At 61.2% G+C, this 19592-nt stretch carries 16 protein-coding genes; 7 read left to right on the forward strand and 9 right to left on the reverse strand.

Annotation, left to right across the window (positions count from 1 at the left end):
- Positions 1-43: 43 nt before the first annotated feature.
- Complete coding sequence (locus C8E00_RS08175; RefSeq protein WP_133697225.1) at positions 44-805, reverse strand: SDR family oxidoreductase; 762 nt, start codon at positions 803-805, stop codon at positions 44-46.
- A gap of 195 nt (positions 806-1000) precedes the next feature.
- On the opposite strand from C8E00_RS08175, the gene C8E00_RS08180 reads away from it, so the two are divergent.
- The 4 genes from C8E00_RS08180 to C8E00_RS08195 all read left to right on the forward strand — a co-directional run bounded on the left by C8E00_RS08180 (position 1001) and on the right by C8E00_RS08195 (position 4618).
- The gene (locus tag C8E00_RS08180) at positions 1001-1516 is read left to right on the forward strand and encodes an FxsA family protein (protein ID WP_133696738.1); all 516 of its coding nucleotides are present in this window, start codon (positions 1001-1003) and stop codon (positions 1514-1516) included.
- Positions 1517-1695: 179 nt separating this feature from the next.
- A complete protein-coding gene (locus tag C8E00_RS08185) occupies positions 1696-1986 on the forward strand; it encodes a co-chaperone GroES (RefSeq protein WP_011507456.1) in 291 nt (96 codons plus the stop codon).
- A gap of 76 nt (positions 1987-2062) precedes the next feature.
- Positions 2063-3706 (forward strand): chaperonin GroEL, encoded by a 1644-nt coding sequence (gene groL, locus C8E00_RS08190; RefSeq protein ID WP_133696740.1) that lies wholly within the window; start codon positions 2063-2065, stop codon positions 3704-3706.
- Positions 3707-3871: 165 nt separating this feature from the next.
- A complete protein-coding gene (locus C8E00_RS08195) occupies positions 3872-4618 on the forward strand; it encodes an RNA methyltransferase (RefSeq protein ID WP_133696743.1) in 747 nt (248 codons plus the stop codon).
- A 108-nt stretch (positions 4619-4726) separates the two neighbouring features.
- Here the strand turns inward: C8E00_RS08195 and rpsA are convergent, their stop codons facing one another.
- From rpsA to gyrA, 6 genes are all read right to left on the reverse strand, one after another.
- The gene (gene rpsA, locus C8E00_RS08200; RefSeq protein ID WP_133696745.1) at positions 4727-6409 is read right to left on the reverse strand and encodes a 30S ribosomal protein S1; all 1683 of its coding nucleotides are present in this window, start codon (positions 6407-6409) and stop codon (positions 4727-4729) included.
- A gap of 190 nt (positions 6410-6599) precedes the next feature.
- Positions 6600-7304, reverse strand: a complete 705-nt coding sequence (gene cmk, locus C8E00_RS08205) for a (d)CMP kinase (RefSeq protein ID WP_133696748.1) — start codon at positions 7302-7304, stop codon at positions 6600-6602.
- The gene (locus C8E00_RS08210) at positions 7301-9553 is read right to left on the reverse strand and encodes a bifunctional prephenate dehydrogenase/3-phosphoshikimate 1-carboxyvinyltransferase (protein WP_133696750.1); all 2253 of its coding nucleotides are present in this window, start codon (positions 9551-9553) and stop codon (positions 7301-7303) included. The genes cmk and C8E00_RS08210 overlap by 4 nt, the downstream gene beginning before the upstream one ends.
- Positions 9554-10675 (reverse strand): prephenate dehydratase, encoded by a 1122-nt coding sequence (gene pheA / locus C8E00_RS08215; protein ID WP_424948541.1) that lies wholly within the window; start codon positions 10673-10675, stop codon positions 9554-9556.
- Entirely contained in the window at positions 10668-11753 is a 1086-nt protein-coding gene (serC, locus tag C8E00_RS08220; RefSeq protein WP_133696752.1) for a 3-phosphoserine/phosphohydroxythreonine transaminase, read from the reverse strand. The genes pheA and serC overlap by 8 nt, the downstream gene beginning before the upstream one ends.
- Positions 11754-11808: 55 nt before the next feature.
- Entirely contained in the window at positions 11809-14505 is a 2697-nt protein-coding gene (gene gyrA / locus C8E00_RS08225) for a DNA gyrase subunit A (RefSeq protein WP_133696754.1), read from the reverse strand.
- A gap of 305 nt (positions 14506-14810) precedes the next feature.
- Here gyrA and C8E00_RS08230 point away from each other — a divergent pair, with 305 nt between their 5' ends.
- Both C8E00_RS08230 and C8E00_RS08235 read left to right on the forward strand, forming a co-directional pair.
- Positions 14811-15740, forward strand: coding sequence for a recombination-associated protein RdgC (locus tag C8E00_RS08230; protein WP_133696757.1), 930 nt, complete (start codon positions 14811-14813; stop codon positions 15738-15740).
- Complete coding sequence (locus C8E00_RS08235; protein ID WP_133696759.1) at positions 15737-16915, forward strand: 1-acyl-sn-glycerol-3-phosphate acyltransferase; 1179 nt, start codon at positions 15737-15739, stop codon at positions 16913-16915. The genes C8E00_RS08230 and C8E00_RS08235 overlap by 4 nt, the downstream gene beginning before the upstream one ends.
- A 4-nt stretch (positions 16916-16919) precedes the next feature.
- Here the strand turns inward: C8E00_RS08235 and C8E00_RS08240 are convergent, their stop codons facing one another.
- Positions 16920-18401 carry a TrkH family potassium uptake protein gene (locus C8E00_RS08240; RefSeq protein WP_133696762.1) on the reverse strand — a complete coding sequence of 494 codons (1482 nt, stop codon included), beginning with the start codon at positions 18399-18401 and terminating at the stop codon, positions 16920-16922.
- Between the two features lie 243 nt (positions 18402-18644).
- Between C8E00_RS08240 and C8E00_RS08245 the strand changes: the two genes are divergently transcribed.
- Positions 18645-18932 carry a hypothetical protein gene (locus C8E00_RS08245; RefSeq protein WP_133696764.1) on the forward strand — a complete coding sequence of 96 codons (288 nt, stop codon included), beginning with the start codon at positions 18645-18647 and terminating at the stop codon, positions 18930-18932.
- Between the two features lie 120 nt (positions 18933-19052).
- Here C8E00_RS08245 and C8E00_RS16730 read toward each other — a convergent pair whose 3' ends face one another.
- The gene (locus C8E00_RS16730) at positions 19053-19529 is read right to left on the reverse strand and encodes a pilin (protein WP_133696766.1); all 477 of its coding nucleotides are present in this window, start codon (positions 19527-19529) and stop codon (positions 19053-19055) included.
- Positions 19530-19592: the final 63 nt, after the last annotated feature.

Genomic DNA, 19592 nt, shown 5'->3' on the forward strand with positions numbered 1-19592 from the left:
CGCTCGCCGGGTCGCTGCCCAGCGGGCGTCTTTCCGACGATGCTTAGATCCTCAACCCGCCATCGCATTCCAGCACCCGCCCCGTGAAGTAATCGTTTTCCACGATATAACGAACGCTCTCGGCGATATGCGCCGGCTTTCCCAAATGTCCAAGGGGAATGCCCTTGCTGATTTTCTCGAGCACTTCGGCACGCATGGAGGCCGTCATCTCGGTCTCGATGAACCCCGGTGCCACCGCCGCCACCCGGATCCCCTGGCGTGCCAGCTCCTTCGCCCACGTCACCGTCAAGGCGGCGACGCCGGCTTTGGAGGCACTGTAATTGCCTTGCCCCATGTTGCCCGCCCGCGAGATACTCGAGACATTGATGATGACACCTCCCCGTTGCGCCTCGACCATCTGCGTTGCACCTTCTCTGCCACACAGAAACACCCCGGTCAGGTTGACGTCGATCACCTGACGCCACTGTCGCAATGTCATGCGCTTCTCGACACGGCCTGCGCTGCCTTTAACCAGTAGCCCATCGTCAGTGACGCCCGCATTGTTGACCAACACCCCCAGCGGACCCAGCGATGCGTATTGCTGCGCGAAGGCTTGAGCCACGGCCTCTTCATCGGTCACGTCCATTAGAAAGGCGTGCACTTCAACATGACAGTGCTTCAACGAGGCGAGTGCCTCATTCAGGGGCTCCGCCTGGTGGTCGAACAATGCTATACGCGCACCCCGTGCGCCGAGTTCGGCCGCCATCGCCAGCCCCAGTCCCCGGGCGCCGCCCGTTATGCCCACCACTGTCCCTTCGAGCTGCATGGCGATACCTCCCACGTTCAAGAAACGAGCCAGATAGCTCATGGCCACTTTTGTGCACCGCAACATGAAGAGCTTAGCATGCGCTGCATGACGGCTCCATTCACCATGCACGACACGCTTGCATCACCGCGTCGCATCCCTTGCAATTCACACTCATGCCACCATCTATCAAGTAGTCGATCATACGGAGCCGCCATGCCACTGTTACTTCTCATTACGCTGTTCGGGCTACTCGATTTCGTGGTGCTATTCGCGATCGGTGGGCAGATCGGTCTGCTCCCGACCTTGGCACTCGTCCTGCTGTCCGGAGCACTGGGCCTTCACCTGATTCGACGCGAGGGCGTACAAACCCTGCAGCGCGCCCAGGCCCGGTTCGCTCAGGGCGAGATTCCGTCGGATGAGTTGATCACCGGTGCCGCGCTCATCTTCGGCGGCGCATTGTTGGTCGCCCCGGGGTTCCTGTCGGATGGGGTAGGACTTCTTTGCCTGATCCCGAGCAGCCGTCGTCTGTTGGGGCGTGGTCTACAACGTGGTGGCTGGCGCGGTCGCATTTTCACGATGGGCCCCGATGGAAGAACACGGGAAGGCACCACGGACAGTGACTGGCACGAGCATGCACCACGTGATGACAAGGCCTCACACGGCGACCAGGCGAGTAACGAACAACCAATTGAAGGCGACTACATAGGGAAGGACGATTCCCGGCATTGAAAAATTTCATCAAGGGCCCTTGAAAGTGAATACGTCGACCCAATCAAGCCCTTAACAAACGATTCGGCCGTAACGCCTTGATGCGTCGGCCTTATAAACAGAAGGCTCCGCCTTCACCCTTGAGCTTGGCTCAACGGGGTTATCCTATGATCCATGTAACCATCAGGAGAACGTGAGCAATGAAAATCCGTCCTTTGCACGATCGCGTCGTCGTCCGTCGCGTGGAAGAAGAGCAGAAGACCGCTGGCGGCATCGTGCTTCCGGGTAACGCTCAAGAGAAGCCGACCCGCGGTGAAGTGCTGGCTGTCGGCAACGGTCGCATTCTCGAGAGTGGTGAAGTGCGCCCGCTGGACGTCAAGGTGGGGGACACCGTGATTTTCAAGGATGGCTTTGGCGTCGAGAAGCAAAAGATCGACGGTGAAGAAGTCTTGATCATGAGCGAAAGCGATATTCTGGCCGTTGCCGAGTAACGCATACCGCTCATTAGGCACATTTTCGTTTCACGTTTGCGCGACTCGATCGCGCCATTAATGGGAAGAGCTAGAAATGGCAGCTAAACAAATCAAATTCTCCGATGATGCCCGTAAGCGCATGGCGCGCGGTGTTAACGTTCTGGCTGACGCGGTAAAGGTCACGCTCGGCCCCAAAGGGCGTAACGTCGTACTGGAAAAATCCTTCGGCTCCCCCACCGTCACCAAGGACGGGGTTTCCGTCGCCAAGGAAATCGAGCTCAAGGACAAGTTCGAGAACATGGGTGCGCAGATGGTCAAGGAAGTTGCTTCCAAGACCTCCGACGTGGCCGGTGACGGCACCACCACGGCGACCGTGCTCGCTCAGTCCATCGTCACCGAAGGCATGAAAGGCGTCACCGCCGGCATGAATCCGATGGATCTCAAGCGTGGCATCGACCAGGCCGTCGACGCCGCGGTCAAGGAAATCCAGTCGCTCTCCGTGCCGTGCACCGATGCCAAGGCCATCGCGCAAGTCGGCACCATTTCCGCGAATGGCGACAAGCGCATCGGCGAGATCATTGCCGATGCCATGCAGAAGGTCGGCAAGGAAGGCGTCATCACCGTCGACGAAGGACGTGGTTTCGAAGACGAGCTGGAAGTCGTCGAAGGCATGCAGTTCGATCGCGGTTATCTGTCGCCCTACTTCGTGACCAACCAGGACACCATGATGGTGGAACTGGAAGATCCGTACCTGCTGATGGTCGACAAGAAGATCTCCAACATCCGCGAACTGCTGCCGGTGTTGGAAGCGGTTGCCAAATCCGGCAAGCCGCTGGGCATCATCGCCGAAGACATCGAAGGTGAAGCGCTGGCAACCCTGGTGGTCAACACCATGCGCGGCATCGTCAAGGTGGCTGCGACCAAGGCGCCCGGCTTCGGCGACCGTCGCAAGGCCATGCTTCAGGATATCGCCATCCTCACCGGTGGTACCGTGATTTCCGAAGAAGTCGGCCTGACGCTTGAGCAAGCCAACCTGGATCATCTGGGTAGCGCCAAGCGCGTCACCATGTCCAAGGAAAACACCACCATCATCGATGGTTCCGGTGCCGAAAACGACATCGAAGCGCGCGTCGCACAGATCCGCGCCCAGATCGAGGACACCAGCTCCGACTACGATCGCGAGAAGCTCCAAGAGCGTGTCGCCAAGCTGGCGGGCGGCGTTGCCGTCATCCGCGTGGGTGCCGCTACCGAGTTCGAGATGAAGGAGAAAAAGGCACGTGTCGAAGACGCGCTGCACTCCACACGCGCCGCGGTCGAAGAAGGCGTCGTGCCTGGTGGCGGTACCGCACTGATCCGCATCCTTGGCAATCTCGCCAATCTCAAGGGTGACAACGAAGATCAGACCCACGGCATCGCCATTGCCCTGCGCGCCATGGAAGCGCCGCTGCGTCAGATCGTGACCAACGCAGGTCAGGAAGCGTCCGTCATCGTCAATCAGATCAAGGCCGGCGAAGGTAACTACGGTTACAACGCTCAAACCGGCGAGTATGGCGATCTGTTCGACATGGGCGTCCTCGACCCGGCCAAGGTCACGCGCAGCGCATTGCAGTCTGCAGGCTCCGTGGCTGGTTTGATGATCACCACCGAAGCCATGATCGCCGACGATCCGGACGAGAAAGAAGCCGGCGGTGGCGCACCGGACATGGGCGGCATGGGAGGCATGGGCGGCATGATGTAATCGCCGCCTGACGACTCCCGGGCCCTGTCCCGTGACTCGAACCCCTACCGGTTGCCCGGTAGGGGTTTTTCATGCGCGGTCGTAGCCCGTAGCCCGTAGCCCGTAGCCCGTAGCCCGTAGCCCAAGTACACTATCGCCCTGCCCTAGACTGCCTCGCGATGTTCTATGCTTTCCAATATTCGTATCGTACTCGTTCAAACGTTCCACCCTGGCAATATCGGCCAGGCGGCGCGCGCCATGAAAACCATGGGCCTGGGTGACCTGGTATTGGTCAATCCTCGTCGCTTCCCCGATGCCGAAGCGACTCGACTGGCCGCCGGTGCCACGGACGTCGTCGATAATGCACGCGTCGTCGACAACATGGCGCAAGCCGTAGACGACTGCGTCCAGGTAGTGGGCGCCAGCGCACGCCTACGCAGCCTTCCCTTGCCGCATTTCGACGATCCCGAGCCCATGGCCGCCGAATTGATCGCGCATGCACAGGACGCCCCGGTGGCCCTGGTATTCGGCCGCGAGCGCTCCGGGCTCACGAATGATGAAATTCGCCATTGCACGCATCAGGTCAGCATCCCCGCCAACCCGGATTACGGCGTGCTCAACCTCGCCCAGGCAGTGCAAATCCTGGCCTACGAAGCGCGCCGAGCCTGGCGTCATCACCAGGCCAGCCCGGCGAGCCCGCAAACGCCGCCTTCACTCCCGACCCGCGACCAGATGGCCCATTTCGAGACACATTTGCATGAGGCCTTGGTGACATCGGGATTTCTGACTCAGCCCCACGCGCGTACCGAAGATCATCTGCGCGCCCTCTTCGCGCGTGCACAGCCCTCCCGCAAGGAACTGTCCATTCTACGCGGCGTATTATCGACACTCGAGCAGGCTGGCAGCCCGGGGCATGGGAAGGAATCACGCTAGAGTCCCGACGCCTAGACATAAAAAAACCGCGCCTCAAAAGAGGCGCGGTTTTTTTTCGGCCAGAGAAAAACCTCCGCTACCGCGTACAAGACGCGGTAGCGATATAGCTTATTCGCCGCCCATCTGCTGCTTGATCAGATCACCGATGGTGGTCGGGCCTGATGGCTCCGGCTCAGCTTCCTGATCCCGCAGTTTACCCATCGCCCGGCGCGTATCGGCCTGATCCTTCGCCTTGATCGACAGATTGATGGCGCGGTTCTTGCGATCGACACCAACGATCTTGGCTTCGACGCTATCGCCTTCGTTGAGCACGTTGCGCGCGTCTTCGACACGATCAGGGCTGATCTCGGACGCTTTCAGCACGGCCACGACATCGGTCGCCAGCTCGACGTGGGCTTCCTTGGCATCGACTTCAACGACGCGACCGGTGACGATGGCCCCCTTGTCGTTGACGGCCAGATACTCGGAGACCGGATCGGTTTCGAGCTGCTTGATACCCAGCGAGATACGCTCACGTTCCGGATCGATCGAGAGGATGACCGCTTCGGCTTCGTCGCCCTTCTTGAACTTGCGCACGGCTTCTTCGCCGGGCTCGCTCCAGGAAATGTCGGACAGGTGAACCAGGCCGTCGATGCCGCCTTCCAGACCAATGAAGATACCGAAATCGGTGATCGACTTGATGGTGCCGGAGACACGGTCGCCCTTGTTATAACGCGCGCTGAAGTCTTCCCACGGATTCGTGGTGCACTGCTTGATGCCCAAGGAAATACGACGACGTTCCTCGTCGATATCCAGCACCATGACTTCGACGTCATCACCGACCTGAACCACCTTGGAGGGATGGATGTTCTTGTTGGTCCAGTCCATTTCGGAAACGTGAACCAAGCCTTCGACACCCTCTTCGAGTTCGGCGAAGCAGCCATAGTCGGTCAGGTTGGTGACGCGGGCGTTGACGCGGGTGTTTTCCGGATAACGATCCTTGATGTTGACCCACGGATCTTCGCCCAGCTGTTTCAAGCCGAGAGACACACGATTGCGCTCGCGATCGAACTTGAGCACCTTGACGTTGATCTCGTCGCCCACGGCCACGATCTCGCTGGGATGCTTGATACGCTTCCACGCCATGTCGGTGATGTGCAGCAAGCCATCGACGCCGCCCAGATCGACGAACGCGCCATAGTCGGTCAGATTCTTGACGATACCGTCGATCTGCTGACCTTCCTGAAGCGTCGACAGCAGCGCTTCACGCTCGGCACTGTTCTCGGCTTCGAGAACGGCGCGGCGAGAGACCACGACGTTATTGCGCTTGGGATCGAGCTTGATGACCTTGAAGTCCAGCTCTTTATGCTCGAGGTGAGCCGTATCGCGAACCGGGCGCACGTCGACGAGAGAACCCGGCAGGAAGGCACGGATGGAAGAGACGTCGACCGTGAAGCCACCCTTTACCTTGCCGTTGATCACGCCCTTGACGATTTCTTCCTTTTCGAAGGCCGCTTCCAGCTCTTTCCAGGCCTCGGCACGCTTGGCCTTTTCGCGAGACAGACGCGTCTCACCGAAGCCATCTTCGACGGCTTCAAGGGCAACCTTGACTTCATCGCCCACGGCGATGGTCAATTCGCCGTTGTCATCACGGAACTGCGCCACGGGGATTTGCCCCTCTGACTTCAGACCCGCATTGACGGTAATCCAGTCACCTTCGATATCGACCACGGTGGCCATGACGATGGCACCGGGTTCCATGTTGATGTCTTGGAGAGACTGTTCGAACAGTTCAGCAAAGCTTTCGCTCATGTTGTTCCTACGTGATCAACGTTAATAGCGGCCGGGCCGCTCATTCTCCGCACCACCAGCAAGCGCGGGCCTTTCCTACATATCCCTGGGGACGTTGGCGCTGGTTCGACCTGCGAAGGCTCTCGGTTGTCGCCCGCACACGTCATGACGTCTGGCCAGGGTCTCCGGATGGGTGCCCGTTTCACCCCAGCTACTCAGTTCGGGAGGCGCCGAGCCCACGTGCACTGAGCAGCCTTTCGATACACTCCACCACGTCCGGTATCGCAAGACTCGTGCTATCCAACAAGACAGCATCGTCTGCCGGCTTGAGTGGCGCTACCGCGCGCTGCATGTCGCGCGTGTCACGAGCCTTAATTTCCTCTAGAAGACTCGTTAGATTAGCATCCCGACCGGCATTCAGCAACTGTTCATGGCGACGCCGCGCCCGCTCTTCCGCCGAAGCCGTCAGGTAGATTTTCAGCGACGCCCGGGGAAAGACCACCGTCCCCATGTCACGCCCATCCGCGACCAGCCCCGGCCAGTCGCGAAAATCGCGTTGACGCATCAGCAGCGCCTCTCGCACCCGCGGCAGCGACGCTACTTGAGAGGCCGCGTCACCCACTTGCTCGGTGCGAATGTCGCCGCTCACGTCGCGACCTTCCAGCTCGATACGCGTTTCGCCAGCACATGCCACGAAGCGGACATCCAGGGTTGCGGCGCAGGACGCAAGCGCTGCTTCATCGTCCAGTGCCAGGCCATGCTTGAGCGCCGCCAATGCCGTGAGGCGATACAATGCCCCGGAATCCAGCAAATGCCATCCCAGACGCTCGGCGATCAAGCGACTGACCGTCCCTTTACCCGCCCCACCCGGACCATCGACGGTCAGTACAGGGATTTCGTCAGGCGACGGGGTCATGACGCCTCCTGCTCTTCAAGGGACAGCCCCACGCGACGCGCCAGATCGACGAATCCCGGGAACGACGTCGCGACGTTGGCACAGTCCTCGATGACGATGTCGTCAGCGGCACGCAGCGCAGCGATGACGAAAGCCATGGCGATGCGATGATCGCCCAGGCTCTCGACATGCCCGCCGCGATAATGCGCGCCGTGCGTATCGCTGACGTCGGCACGACCGACGATGTCGATGCCATCGGGATACACGGTATTGTCCACGCCCAGTGCGGTCAGGCCATCGGCCATCGCCTGGATGCGATCGGATTCCTTGACGCGCAACTCTTCCGCACCACGCAGCCGGGTCACGCCTTCGGCATTGGCAGCGGCCACGAACAACACGGGAAATTCATCGATGGCCAGCGGCACTTGATCCACGGGGATATCGATTCCTTTGAGCGGCGCATGCCGCACTCGGATGTCGGCGACCGGCTCACCGCCGACTTCCCGAGGATCGAGCAACTCAAGATCGGCGCCCATGGCCTTGAGGATGTTGATCACTCCGATACGCGTCGGATTGGTACCCACATGCTCGAGGAGCAGATCCGAGCCAGGCGTAATGGCCGCCGCCACCAGATAGAACGCCGCTGAGGAGATATCCGACGGCACGTCGATAGGCGCCGCCGTCAAGCGGCCACCGCCTTGCAACCAGGCCTCGTCGCCGTCGCGCTGCACCGCGTAACCGAAGCCATTGAGCATGCGCTCGGTGTGATCGCGCGTCGGTGCCGGTTCCCGCACCCGGGTTTCACCCTGAGCATAGAGTCCCGCCAACAAGAGACAGGACTTCACCTGGGCACTCGCCATGGGCATGTCATAGCGAATGCCGCGAAGTGCCTGGCCACCGCGAATGGTCAGCGGCGGCCGGCCACCCTCAGCGGTTTCGATCACCGCCCCCATCTCGCGCAGGGGATCGGCGACACGTCCCATCGGCCGTTTGTTGAGGGACACATCGCCGGTCAGTTCGGTATCGAAGGCCTGTCCGGCGAGCAAGCCGGCGAACAAACGCATGGCGGTGCCCGAATTGCCCACATAAAGGGGACCGGCAGGCGCCGTCAGGCCGTGCAGGCCGACGCCATGGATGGTCACGCGTCCCTGATGCGGTCCCTCTATGGCCACGCCCATTTCACGAAACGCCTGCAGGGTCGCCAGGCTGTCCTCGCCTTCGAGAAAACCATGCACCTCGGTCACGCCATCGGCGAGTGCACCGAGCATGATCGAGCGGTGCGAGATCGATTTGTCCCCGGGCACGCGGATCCGGCCGCGCACATCGCCACCGGGAGTCACGCGGTAACGGATATTGCGTTGTTCCATCGCTTGATAACTCGTCTGGTTCAAAAGCGTATCGAAATACTGCCGCGCATGACTGGCACGATCGAAGATCGCCAGCATGGCATCGCCATCATCATCGATCACGGCACGGCGCAAACGGGCGACACCCGCCTCGAATTCATCCAGTGCACCAAGCACCGCCTCGCGGTTGGCACTGAAGATATCGCGCCACATGACCGGGTCGCTACCGGCGATGCGCGTAAAATCGCGAAAGCCCCCCGCCGCATAGCGAAAGATGTCCAGGCGCTCATCCTGACGCGCCAGGGTATCGACCAACGAAAACGCCAACAAATGCGGGAGATGGCTGGTACGCGCCAAGACCTGATCGTGGCGCGCCACGTCCATTTCCAGCAGCTGCGCGCCGCATGCCGCCCATAATGCCCTCACGCGGGCCAGAGCGTCGGGATCGGTATCGGCGCGTGGGGTCAGTATGACCTTATGCTGTCGATAAAGCCCGGGGTCGGACGCCGCCACGCCGCTCTTCTCGGAGCCCGCGATCGGATGTCCGGGCACGAAACGCGGCGGCATGCTGCCAAAAACGCGCTCGACCGCCGCCTCGATGGCGCCCTTGGTGCTGCCGACATCAGTGATCGCCTGATCGGCGAGGTGCGGGGCCAGCGTTCGCAGCACACCTTCCATCGCCAATACCGGCACCGCCAGCACGATCAGGCTGCTTTCGGCGACCCAAGGGGCCAGCTCGGGGCTACCGGCATCGATCAGGCCCATATCGATCCCGCGCGCCACCTCGTCAGCGTCACGGTCACAGGCCAGTATCCGACCTGCAAACCCCGCTTCTTTCAAGGCTGCCGCCAGGGAACCGCCGATCAGCCCCAATCCAATGATGAGGATAGCGCGCTCAGTCGGCACACAAGACCGCACCGACATTTACAGCACACCCACTGGATAGGAACCCAACACCTTGAGCTCGGCGGCCCGTAACGTGATTTCCTCCAGCACCGCCGCGACCTGCGGGTCGTCGCGATGCCCCTTGAAGTCGATGAAGAACACATAGTTCCAGACGCCCGTGCGTGACGGCCGTGTCTCGACGCGTGTCAGATCGATCTTGTGGCGGTGGAACGGCTCGAGCAAGTCGTGCAGCGCCCCGGGCTGGTTGCGCATGGCGACGACAATGGACGTCTTGTCATCATCGGAAATCGGCGTGTCCTGATGCCCGATGATCAAAAAGCGTGTTGAGTTATCGGGACGATCCTCGATCTTCTCGGCGACCTTCTCGAGTTCGTAGCGCTTGGCGGCCATATCCCCGGCGATCGCCGCGCTGTGCCATTCGCTCTTGATCAGGCGCGCCGCCTCGGCGTTGGACGATACCGGGACCCGCTCGGCATTGGGAAAGTGCGCATCCAGCCACTTGCGACACTGCGCCAGGGACTGGGGATGCGAATAGATGCGCGACACCTTGTCACGGCGCGTGTTACTGGAGACCAGCAAGTGATGGTGAATGCGCAACACCACCTCGCCACAGATGCGCAGGCTGGCATCCATGAAGGTATCCAGGGTGCTATTGACGATCCCCTCGGTGGAGTTTTCCACCGGAACGACGCCGAAATGCGCCGCCCCTGCTTCCACCTCTCGAAAGACCTCATCGATGGCCGCCATCGGCAGGCTCACCGCGCTATCGCCGAAATGCTTGAGCGCCGCCTGCTGAGTGAACGTGCCTTCGGGGCCTAGATAGGCCACCTTGACCGGTCGCTCCAGCGCCAGGCACGCCGACATGATCTCGCGAAACAGACGTGCCATTTCCTCGTCGTCGAGGGGGCCTTTGTTGAGCGCCATGATGCGCCGCAGCACCTGGGCCTCGCGCTCAGGACGATAGAACGTCGCCTGCGAGTCGGTGTCGGTTTTCACCTGGGCCACCTGTTGCGCGCAATGCGCTCGTTCGCTGATCAGCTCGAGAATCTCGCTGTCCAGCGTATCGATCCGCTCGCGCAGTGCCGGCAAGTCTGCCGACGTGGCTGGCGTTTTCTTATCGGACATATCGTGATCAGCCATGGCGTCGTTCGAACTCCCGCATGAAATCGACCAAAGCATCCACCGCCGCTTCCGGCACGGCATTGTAAAGGCTGGCACGCATGCCGCCCACGCTACGGTGCCCCTTGAGATTCAACAGCCCCGCCGCCTCGGCATCGCTGAGAAACGCGTCATTGAGCGCTTCGTCCGCCAGCACGAAGGGGACGTTCATGCGTGAACGATTCGCCTTGGCGATGGGGTTGGAATAAAAATCGCTGGCGTCGATGGCCGCATAGAGCTTCTCGGACTTGCGCGCGTTGAGCCGATCCATCGCCTCGAGACCACCGACGTCATGTCGCAGCCAGTCGAATACCAGCCCCGACAGATACCAGGCGTAGGTCGGCGGCGTATTCAGCATCGAGCCGTTCTCGGCCATGACCCGGTAGTTGAGCATGGTCGGGGTTTTCGGCAAGGCACGCTCGAGCAGGTCCTCGCGCACGATGACCAGGGTCAACCCCGCCGGACCGATGTTCTTCTGAGCGCCTGCGTAGATGATCCCGAAACGCGATACATCCAACGGGCCCGAGAGAATCGAGGACGACATGTCGCACACCAGCGGCACGTCGCCAACCTCGGGAATGTAGTCGAATGCCAGGCCGCCGATGGTTTCGTTGGCCGTGTAATGCAGGTAGGCAGCGTCCGACGACAAGGCCATGTCCTCGGGACGCGGTACCGCCGTCAAGCCATTGGCTTCGCTCGAGGCCGCCACATGGGCGCCCGCGAGATGACGCGCCTCGTTGATCGCCTTCTTGCCCCAGATGCCGGTGTACAGATAGTTCGGCGTGCCCCCCGTACCCAGCAGGTTATAGGGCACCATCGCGAACTGGCTGGAGGCACCGCCCTGCATGAACAGCACTCGGTAATTGTCGGGTACGGCCAGCAAAGCACGCAGATCGCGCTCGGCCCGCAGGGCGATCTGCGTAAAGGTATCGCTACGGTGGCTCATTTCCATGACCGACAGGCCATGCCCCTGATAGTCGAGCAACTCGTCGCGGGCGCGCTCGAGCACGGGGTCGGGGAGTGCCGCTGGACCGGCACAGAAATTGAATTTGCGTGTCATCAGCGTGTTTCCAAACGTAAAGCGACCACTCCCGAAGAAGCGGCCGCATTGAGACTCAATCGCCTTGTGGCGCCTCGCCATCCTCCGGCGTGGGCGTCGCCTCGTCGACCGCTACCCCTTCTTCATCGGGGGCTTGCTCCTCTACCGGCTCATCGACCCGTACCGTGGCCACCAGATGTTCGTTGTCGCCGGTACGGATCAGGGTAACGCCTTGCGTATTGCGCGAGCTGACCGAGACTTCACCGACCCGCGTGCGCACCAGGGTGCCCTTGTCGGTGATCAGCATCATTTCATCGCTGTCGCGTACCTGAATGGCCGCCACCAGGGCGCCATTGCGCTGCGAGGTCTGCATCGCGATCACCCCTTGACCACCACGTCCACGCAGCGGGAACTCATCGAGGCGCGTGCGCTTGCCATAGCCGTTCTCGGAGGCGGTGAGGATATAGACCTGATCGTCACTGACTGTCTGGGGCGCGATCTCCTCGGCGTCATCACCCGTAGCGTCGGCTTCGGCATCGATGGTCAACGACTGCGGAATGATCAAGCTGATCACCTCGGCCTCGCCCTGCAAGCGCATGCCACGCACACCGCGTGCGGTACGTCCCATGGCGCGGACCTTGCTTTCCTCGAAGCGGATGGCCTTGCCATTGGACGAGAACAGCATGGCGTGATCGTCGCCGGAGGTAATGGCAGCGCCGACCAGACGGTCATCCTCTTCGAGATCGATGGCGATCAAGCCCACGCTGCGCGGCCGCGAGAATTGCTCCAGCGAGGTCCGCTTGACGGTTCCCTTGGCGGTGGCAAAGAAGATGTAGCAATCGTCACGGTATTCGCGCACCGGCAAGATGGCGTTGATCGACTCGCCATCATCGAGCGGCAACATGTTGACCAGGGGCTTGCCACGCGAACCACGGCTGGCATTCGGCATCTCGTAGACCTTGAGCCAATAGACCTTGCCGCGGTTGGAGAACAGCAACACGGTATCGTGCGTCGAGGCCACCAGCAGGTGTTCGATGATGTCTTCGTCTTTCATGCTCGTCGCCGACTTGCCTCGACCGCCCCGCCGCTGGGCCTGGTAGTCGGAAAGCGGCTGTGTCTTGGCGTAGCCGCTGCGCGAGATGGTGACCACCATGTCTTCTTCGTTGATCAGATCCTCGATGGTCAAATCCAGATGGCTGGCCTGCACTTCGGTCTGGCGCGCGTCACCGTACTGCGCACGGATGGCCTCGAGTTCCTCACGGATGACCTCGAGCAGACGTTCCGGCGAGGCCAGAATCTCGTTGAGCTCGGCGATGCGCTTGAGAATCGACAAGTATTCGTCGAGCAGTTTCTCGGTTTCGAGTCCGGTCAGACGATGCAGACGCAATTCCAGAATCGCTTGGGCCTGGGCCGGCGATAGACGATATTCACGCTCGTTGTCGGCGAGTCCATAGCCTTCGTCGAGATCCTCCGGCTTGCAGGACGTCGCCCCGGCCCGTTCGAGCATGCCGGTCACCTGCCCCGGCTGCCAGGCGCGCGCGATCAGTTTTTCCTTGGCCTCGGCCGCCGAGGGCGAGGCCTTGATGAGCTCGATCACATCGTCGATGTTGGAGATCGCCACCGCCAGGCCTTCGAGAATATGGCCACGATCGCGTGCCTTCTTGAGCTCGAACAGGGTGCGCCGCGTCACCACCTCGCGACGGTGGCGAACGAAGGCTTCGAGGATTTCCTTGAGGTTGAGGATCTTCGGTTGACCGCCATCCAGCGCGACCATGTTGATGCCGAAAACGGTCTGCAATTGCGTATGCGCGAACAGGTTGTTGACGACCACTTCGCCGGATTCGCCGCGCTTGACCTCGATCACCACGCGCAGGCCTTCCTTGTCGGACTCGTCGCGCAACTCGGCGATCCCCTCGACACGCTTGTCCTTGACCAATTCGGCGATTTTCTCGATCAAGCGCGCCTTGTTCACCTGATACGGCAGCTCGGTGACGATGATGTGGTCGCGCCCGGTCTTGTCGTCATGCTCGATGGTATGCTTGGCGCGTACGTAGATGCGCCCACGCCCAGTGCGATAGGCATCGAGAATCCCGGCACGCCCGTTGATGATGCCACCGGTGGGGAAGTCCGGGGCCGGGATATATGCCATGAGATCGTCGATGCTGAGCGTATAGTCATCGATCAACGCCAGACAGCCGTCGATCACTTCGCCCATGTTGTGCGGTGGGATGTTGGTCGCCATCCCCACGGCAATGCCCGAAGCACCGTTGACCAGCAGGTTGGGCACCTTGGTCGGCAATACTTCGGGAATCCGCTCGGTGCCGTCGTAGTTGTCGACCCAGTCGACGGTGTCCTTTTCCAGGTCGGCCAGCAGCTCATGGGCAAGCCGCGCCATGCGCACTTCGGTGTAGCGCATGGCCGCCGCGCTGTCGCCGTCGATGGAACCGAAGTTGCCCTGGCCATCGACCAGCACATAGCGCATCGAGAATGTCTGCGCCATGCGCACGATGGTGTCGTAGACCGCGCTATCCCCGTGCGGGTGATATTTACCGATCACGTCACCCACGACACGCGCCGACTTCTTGTAGGCCTTGTTCCAATCATTGCCAAGTTCGTGCATGGCGTACAAAACGCGCCGATGCACGGGCTTGAGGCCATCTCGTACATCCGGCAACGCACGGCCGATGATCACGCTCATGGCGTAATCGAGATACGACTGCTTGAGTTCGTCCTCGATATTGACTGGCAGAATTTCTCTGGCGATCTCACCCATGGGTCGTTCAATCCTTTGCACCGCGCCATACCATCGGTCATGGCACTGAATGAAACGAACAGTGGCTGGACGCGTCGCGAGACGCGTCACAGACCACTCTTCAGCGCTCGACGCCAATGGCCGTCACAGCAATCATTAAGCTTCGATGGCGGGCCCACCGCGAAGCGGACCCGAATCGCGCCATCATACCATTTCACGAGACAATGCGGCAGGCTTGGCAATGAGTTCTAAGCGTGTCGGACGTGGGGAGTGGCACCCGCCCTGGCGTTTCGCCATAATGAGCCCCTTTGTGACGGAACAGGCTCATGTGGTTCAAGCACTTGCATCTCTATCGTCTGCACGACACGACACCCATCGCGCTCGAGGCACTCGAAACGGCACTCGAAGCCTTCGCCTTTCGTCCGGTGTCGCCTAGTGAAGGCAAGCGCCTCGGCTGGCAACGCCCCGCGGGTCGGCACGGTCAACAGCTCGCCCATGAGATTCAGGGCCACCGCCTGCTGTCCTTGCTGCGCCAGGAGCGCCTGCTACCGGCCTCGGTGGTACGCGAGGAAGTCGAGGAGCGTGCCGCCGAGCGCGAGGCCGCCGAAGGCCGCCCCTTGCCGCGCCGCGAGCGCCAGGCACTCAAGGAACAAGTCGTGGAGGAATTCTTGCCGCAGGCCTTCACGCGTAGCCAGCGCATCGATATATGGTGGGATACCCGTCGCCACCTCATCGCCGTCAACTGCGCCAGCCGCGCCCGAGCCGAGGACGCCCTCGACCTGCTGCGTCAGTCACTGGGCTCACTGAAGGTCACGCCACTGGCCGTGCGCCAGCTGCCGTCGCGCAGCATGACGACCTGGCTCGAAGATGCCGCCTCACGCCCCGAAGCCCTGCGTCTAGGCGATCAGGTCGAACTCAAGGACGCCAACGGCGACGAGGGTGTCTGGCGCGCACGTGGTATCGACCTCGACGGCGACGAAGTGCAGAGTGTCCTCGCCAGTGGACGTCAGGCCAGTCGTCTGGCACTGGATGTCGAGGATCAACTGTCGCTGGTCCTGCACGACGACCTGACGCTCAAATCGCTGCGCTTCGCCGATGCCTTGCTCGACGAAGCCGCGCAGCAAGAAGACGATGACGACCCCACGCTACGCCTGGAAACGGACTTCGCTCTCATGGCCCAAGTGCTCTCTGGATTCATCGAACAACTCATCGACTGGCTGGGCGGCGAAGCCGATCCGGCAGCACCGACATCATGACGCACGCATCGACTCCTCAATCCGCTCTCCACGATTTCGACGCCATTCGTCCTTATCAGGACGATGAGGTGGCCGCCGTACTCGATCGCCTGGCGCATTGCGACGAACTGCTCGACGCCATCACGCATTTTCGCCTGCCACGGCTGGCGCGCTACGCGCCCCCCGTGGCGCGCTTCATCGCGCGCCTGGGGCTGCAACATGAAATGCGCAACATCGACAGCGTCGCCGCCTTTCAGCAGCGCATCGCGCGCTACATGGCCCGGATGATCGCCACCACCACGGATGGCTTCGAGATCGAAGGCCTCGAGCACCTCGACGCCGACAAGGCCTACCTGTTCATCGGCAATCATCGCGACATCGCCATGGACCCGGCGTTCGTCAACTACGCGCTCTACCAGGAAGGCCGCAATACCGTGCGCATCGCGATTGGCGACAACCTGCTGCAAAAGCCGTTCGTCAATGACCTGATGCGTCTCAACAAGAGTTTCATCGTGCCGCGCTCGGCCAAAGGCAAGCGCGCGATGCTGCAGGCCTATCAAACGTTATCGCGCTATATCCGCCATTCGATCACCGCCGATAACCACTCGATCTGGATCGCCGAGCGCGAAGGACGCGCCAAGGACGGCATCGATCGCGCCGATACCGCCATCGTCAAGATGCTGGGCATGGCCCAACGCATGGATGACGGCGATGCCGATATCGGTGCCGCCGTCTCCGAGCTACGCCTGGTGCCGGTGTCCATCAGCTACGAATACGACCCCTGCGATCTGCAGAAGGCACGTGAACTGTATGCGCGTCATACGGAAGGCCGCTACGACAAGGTCGAATTCGAGGATATTCAATCCATCGTCGCCGGCATCACGGGCCACAAGGGCCGTATCCGCCTGACCTTCGGCACCCCCCTGGGCAGCGCGTTCACGACCCCGGAAGCCGTCACCGAGGAAATCGATCGCCAGGTATTGATGAACTACCACATGTTTCCCAGCCATCAACTCGCGCTGGAAGCGACCGGGCTGGCACCGGAACTGGTCGACCTCAGCGACGTCACCGATGCCGACCGTTCACGCTTCGAGGCACGCCTGGCCACGGTGCCCGATCACCTGCGCCATTGGTGGTTGCGCCAATACGCCAACCCCATCCTCAACCGCGCCGGCCATATCGAGGAAGACGTCTGACGCGTCACTTCCGCCAGAACGTGGGCGTCAGCAGCACCAGCACGGTGAGAATCTCCAGGCGCCCCATCAGCATGCCCAGACTCAAGAGCCACTTGGCCGCATCGGGTAGCGAAGAGAAATTCCCCGCCGGCCCGATGATCGGCCCCAACCCGGGGCCGACGTTGGCCACGGCGGTGGCCGCGCCTGACAATGCGGTGACCAGATCCAGCCCCAGCATCGCCAGCCCCAGCGCCAGCCCCGCAATCGTCAGGAAGAAGAAGAACGAAAACGCAATGACTCCACGCACGACCTCATCGCTCAGCGGCTGCCCGTTATAACGTTGCGCGAAGACCCCTTGGGCATGCACGAGATGGCGCAATTGGGTGAATAGCATGATGGCACCGATCTGAAAACGGAATATCTTCATGCCGCCACTGGTGGAGCCACTGCAACCGCCGACGAAGGTCAGATAAAAGAACGCCGCGACGACCAACGGCCCCCACTGGGTATAGTCAGCGGACGCATAGCCGGTGGTGGTCACCACCGAGATCACGTTGAAGGCGACCTGGGTCAGCGCCGCGAAGATAGGCACCCCGGCGGCAACGCGATACGCGGTCAACCCCAGGATCACGACCACCAGCACCCCTATCAACCCTCGTACCTGCTGGTCTCGCCACAAGACATACGGCGTCTCACGCAGCGCACGAATGAACAGCACGAACGGCAGTGCGCCGCACAGCATGAAGAACGACGCCAGCCACAGAATCAGTGGGCGATCGTGATAAACCCCGAAAGAGGCATCCGAGTTCGCGAAGCCCCCGGTGGACATCGAGCTCATGGCATGCACGACGGCATCCAGCGGCGTCATGCCTGCCAGGTAGTACGCCACCATCGCCATCAGGGTACCGCCCAGGTAGATCGCACCGCTGGCCTTGGCGATGCCACCGGCACGCGGCAGCACCTTGTCGGACCAGTCCGACGACTCGGTCTGGAACAGGCGCATGCCGCCGACCTTGAGAAACGGCAGGATGGCGATCGCCATGACGATGATGCCGATGCCGCCCAGCCACTGCATCAGGCCACGCCAAAGCTTGAGGCCGTCGGACAAGTCATCGATGCCCACCAATACGGTCGACCCGGTGGTCGTGATCGCCGAGATGGATTCGAAGACGGCATCCGTGAAGGACAACTGCGGCGCCCCCAGGATCAACGGCAAGCTCGCGCCGGCACTCACCAGCACCCAGCTCAGGGTGGTGAGGATGAACATCTGGCGCGGCCGCAGCAGAATCTCGACGCCATGCGTCACACACCACATGACGCACGCCGTCCCCGCCACGATGGCGATCGACAGCGCAAAGGCCAGACGATCTGGGTCGCCTTCAAGGGTCAAGATGCCCAGCGGCGCGATCATCAAGGTCGCCAGCACGCCCAGCAGCACCGCCAAGATCCTGACCACCGGCGCAGACACCACCAGACTGCGTTTGATACGCGGATGAATCACCGCCACCTGACCACCTCCTCGCCCCATGCGCGCGGCCACCGCCGGCGCCGCGTCATCATCATGGGGCGCTACTATAAAGAGCGCGCGGGACTTTCTCCACCCGCATGGCGGCGCCTGCATTCACCTTGGCGGCCCACTGCCGTCCGCGGCGACGATGTGCTATCGTCCGCGTCATCATCCTGCGAGCCGATGGGCGACGCCGTGGCCGCACGGCACGCCATCCCGCATGAACCACACGGAGAGAGCCCCATGAGTTCCGCGTCCGAAATGCAGAAAGTCCGGATCATCAACGAGCTGCGTGAATTCATCAAGAAGCTGTTGCAGGATCCGGCGATTCTCGAGCAGTCCCTCGCCATCGCCCGCGCCCATTACACCGACGACGGCGACAGCCGCCAGATGTGGGCCACCATTGCCAACGAAATCTCGGGCAATACCAGCGTGCACATCCCCGAGGACCCTAGCGAGCACTCGGAAGCCGACCGGCTGTTTCTGGAAGTGTTGAAAGAAGTCGTCGACGAAGGGAAGGCGTTGTACTGAAGCGGGAAGCTGGAAGGTTTAAGAGATAAGAGAGAAGGAACAAGAACGAAGGGCCTCAGAGACAATCCGAAATCGAGAGACTAAAAAGGCCGGCGAATGCCGGCCTCCGAATCTGCGATTTTATGTATCACCTGCTGTGGATGTGCAATTAGATACATATTGCTCAGGGACGGTAGTCGTACAGCTCCATGAACGGAAATTATCGCCCTGTGCCTGGGCATACGTGTAAGTGACCGTGTTGGCGTTTGCTGCCGTCAAGCTAGAACTAGCCGATGTAGTACCCGAACCGAAAGTATACGTCACGCTGGCAGGACCATTGGCGTTACCTCCCTCACTCACGCCAACGACGTCAGTTATAGCACCGTACTCACCCTCAGTCCTGATGCCAAGATCATCCGCACTGGTAAAGGTGGCGCCCTGATCGACACGTTCCTGAATGGAAATCTTGGCGCCGCCCAGCAGTGAATGCGCTTCGGCGAATTGTGAGCGCGCCACATAATTCTGGTACTGCGGTATGGCGATGGCGGCGAGGATGCCGATGATCGCGACGACGATCATCAGTTCGATGAGCGTGAAACCGCGTTGCTGACGTTCCATGAAATTCTCCTGTAACCCCTTGTTGAATACCCTGCTGTTCGCCTTTTGGCGAGCCCGGCGTGG

The sequence above is a fragment of the Chromohalobacter marismortui genome (genome assembly GCF_004364315.1).
GTDB classification, from domain to species: domain Bacteria; phylum Pseudomonadota; class Gammaproteobacteria; order Pseudomonadales; family Halomonadaceae; genus Chromohalobacter; species Chromohalobacter marismortui.

Bases quoted from the DNA above. Each gene is read 5' to 3' on its own strand.
- gyrA (WP_133696754.1), bottom strand. From the start codon at position 14,505: ATGGGTGAGATCGCCAGAGAAATTCTGCCAGTCAATATCGAGGACGAA.
- serC (WP_133696752.1), bottom strand. From the start codon at position 11,753: ATGACACGCAAATTCAATTTCTGTGCCGGTCCAGCGGCACTCCCCGAC.
- C8E00_RS08210 (WP_133696750.1), bottom strand. From the start codon at position 9,553: ATGTCGGTGCGGTCTTGTGTGCCGACTGAGCGCGCTATCCTCATCATT.
- C8E00_RS08230 (WP_133696757.1), top strand. From the start codon at position 14,811: ATGTGGTTCAAGCACTTGCATCTCTATCGTCTGCACGACACGACACCC.
- C8E00_RS08245 (WP_133696764.1), top strand. From the start codon at position 18,645: ATGAGTTCCGCGTCCGAAATGCAGAAAGTCCGGATCATCAACGAGCTG.
- groL (WP_133696740.1), top strand. From the start codon at position 2,063: ATGGCAGCTAAACAAATCAAATTCTCCGATGATGCCCGTAAGCGCATG.
- C8E00_RS08180 (WP_133696738.1), top strand. From the start codon at position 1,001: ATGCCACTGTTACTTCTCATTACGCTGTTCGGGCTACTCGATTTCGTG.
- pheA (WP_424948541.1), bottom strand. From the start codon at position 10,675: ATGGCTGATCACGATATGTCCGATAAGAAAACGCCAGCCACGTCGGCA.
- cmk (WP_133696748.1), bottom strand. From the start codon at position 7,304: ATGACCCCGTCGCCTGACGAAATCCCTGTACTGACCGTCGATGGTCCG.
- C8E00_RS08195 (WP_133696743.1), top strand. From the start codon at position 3,872: ATGCTTTCCAATATTCGTATCGTACTCGTTCAAACGTTCCACCCTGGC.
- C8E00_RS08185 (WP_011507456.1), top strand. From the start codon at position 1,696: ATGAAAATCCGTCCTTTGCACGATCGCGTCGTCGTCCGTCGCGTGGAA.
- C8E00_RS16730 (WP_133696766.1), bottom strand. From the start codon at position 19,529: ATGGAACGTCAGCAACGCGGTTTCACGCTCATCGAACTGATGATCGTC.
- C8E00_RS08235 (WP_133696759.1), top strand. From the start codon at position 15,737: ATGACGCACGCATCGACTCCTCAATCCGCTCTCCACGATTTCGACGCC.
- rpsA (WP_133696745.1), bottom strand. From the start codon at position 6,409: ATGAGCGAAAGCTTTGCTGAACTGTTCGAACAGTCTCTCCAAGACATC.
- C8E00_RS08175 (WP_133697225.1), bottom strand. From the start codon at position 805: ATGCAGCTCGAAGGGACAGTGGTGGGCATAACGGGCGGCGCCCGGGGA.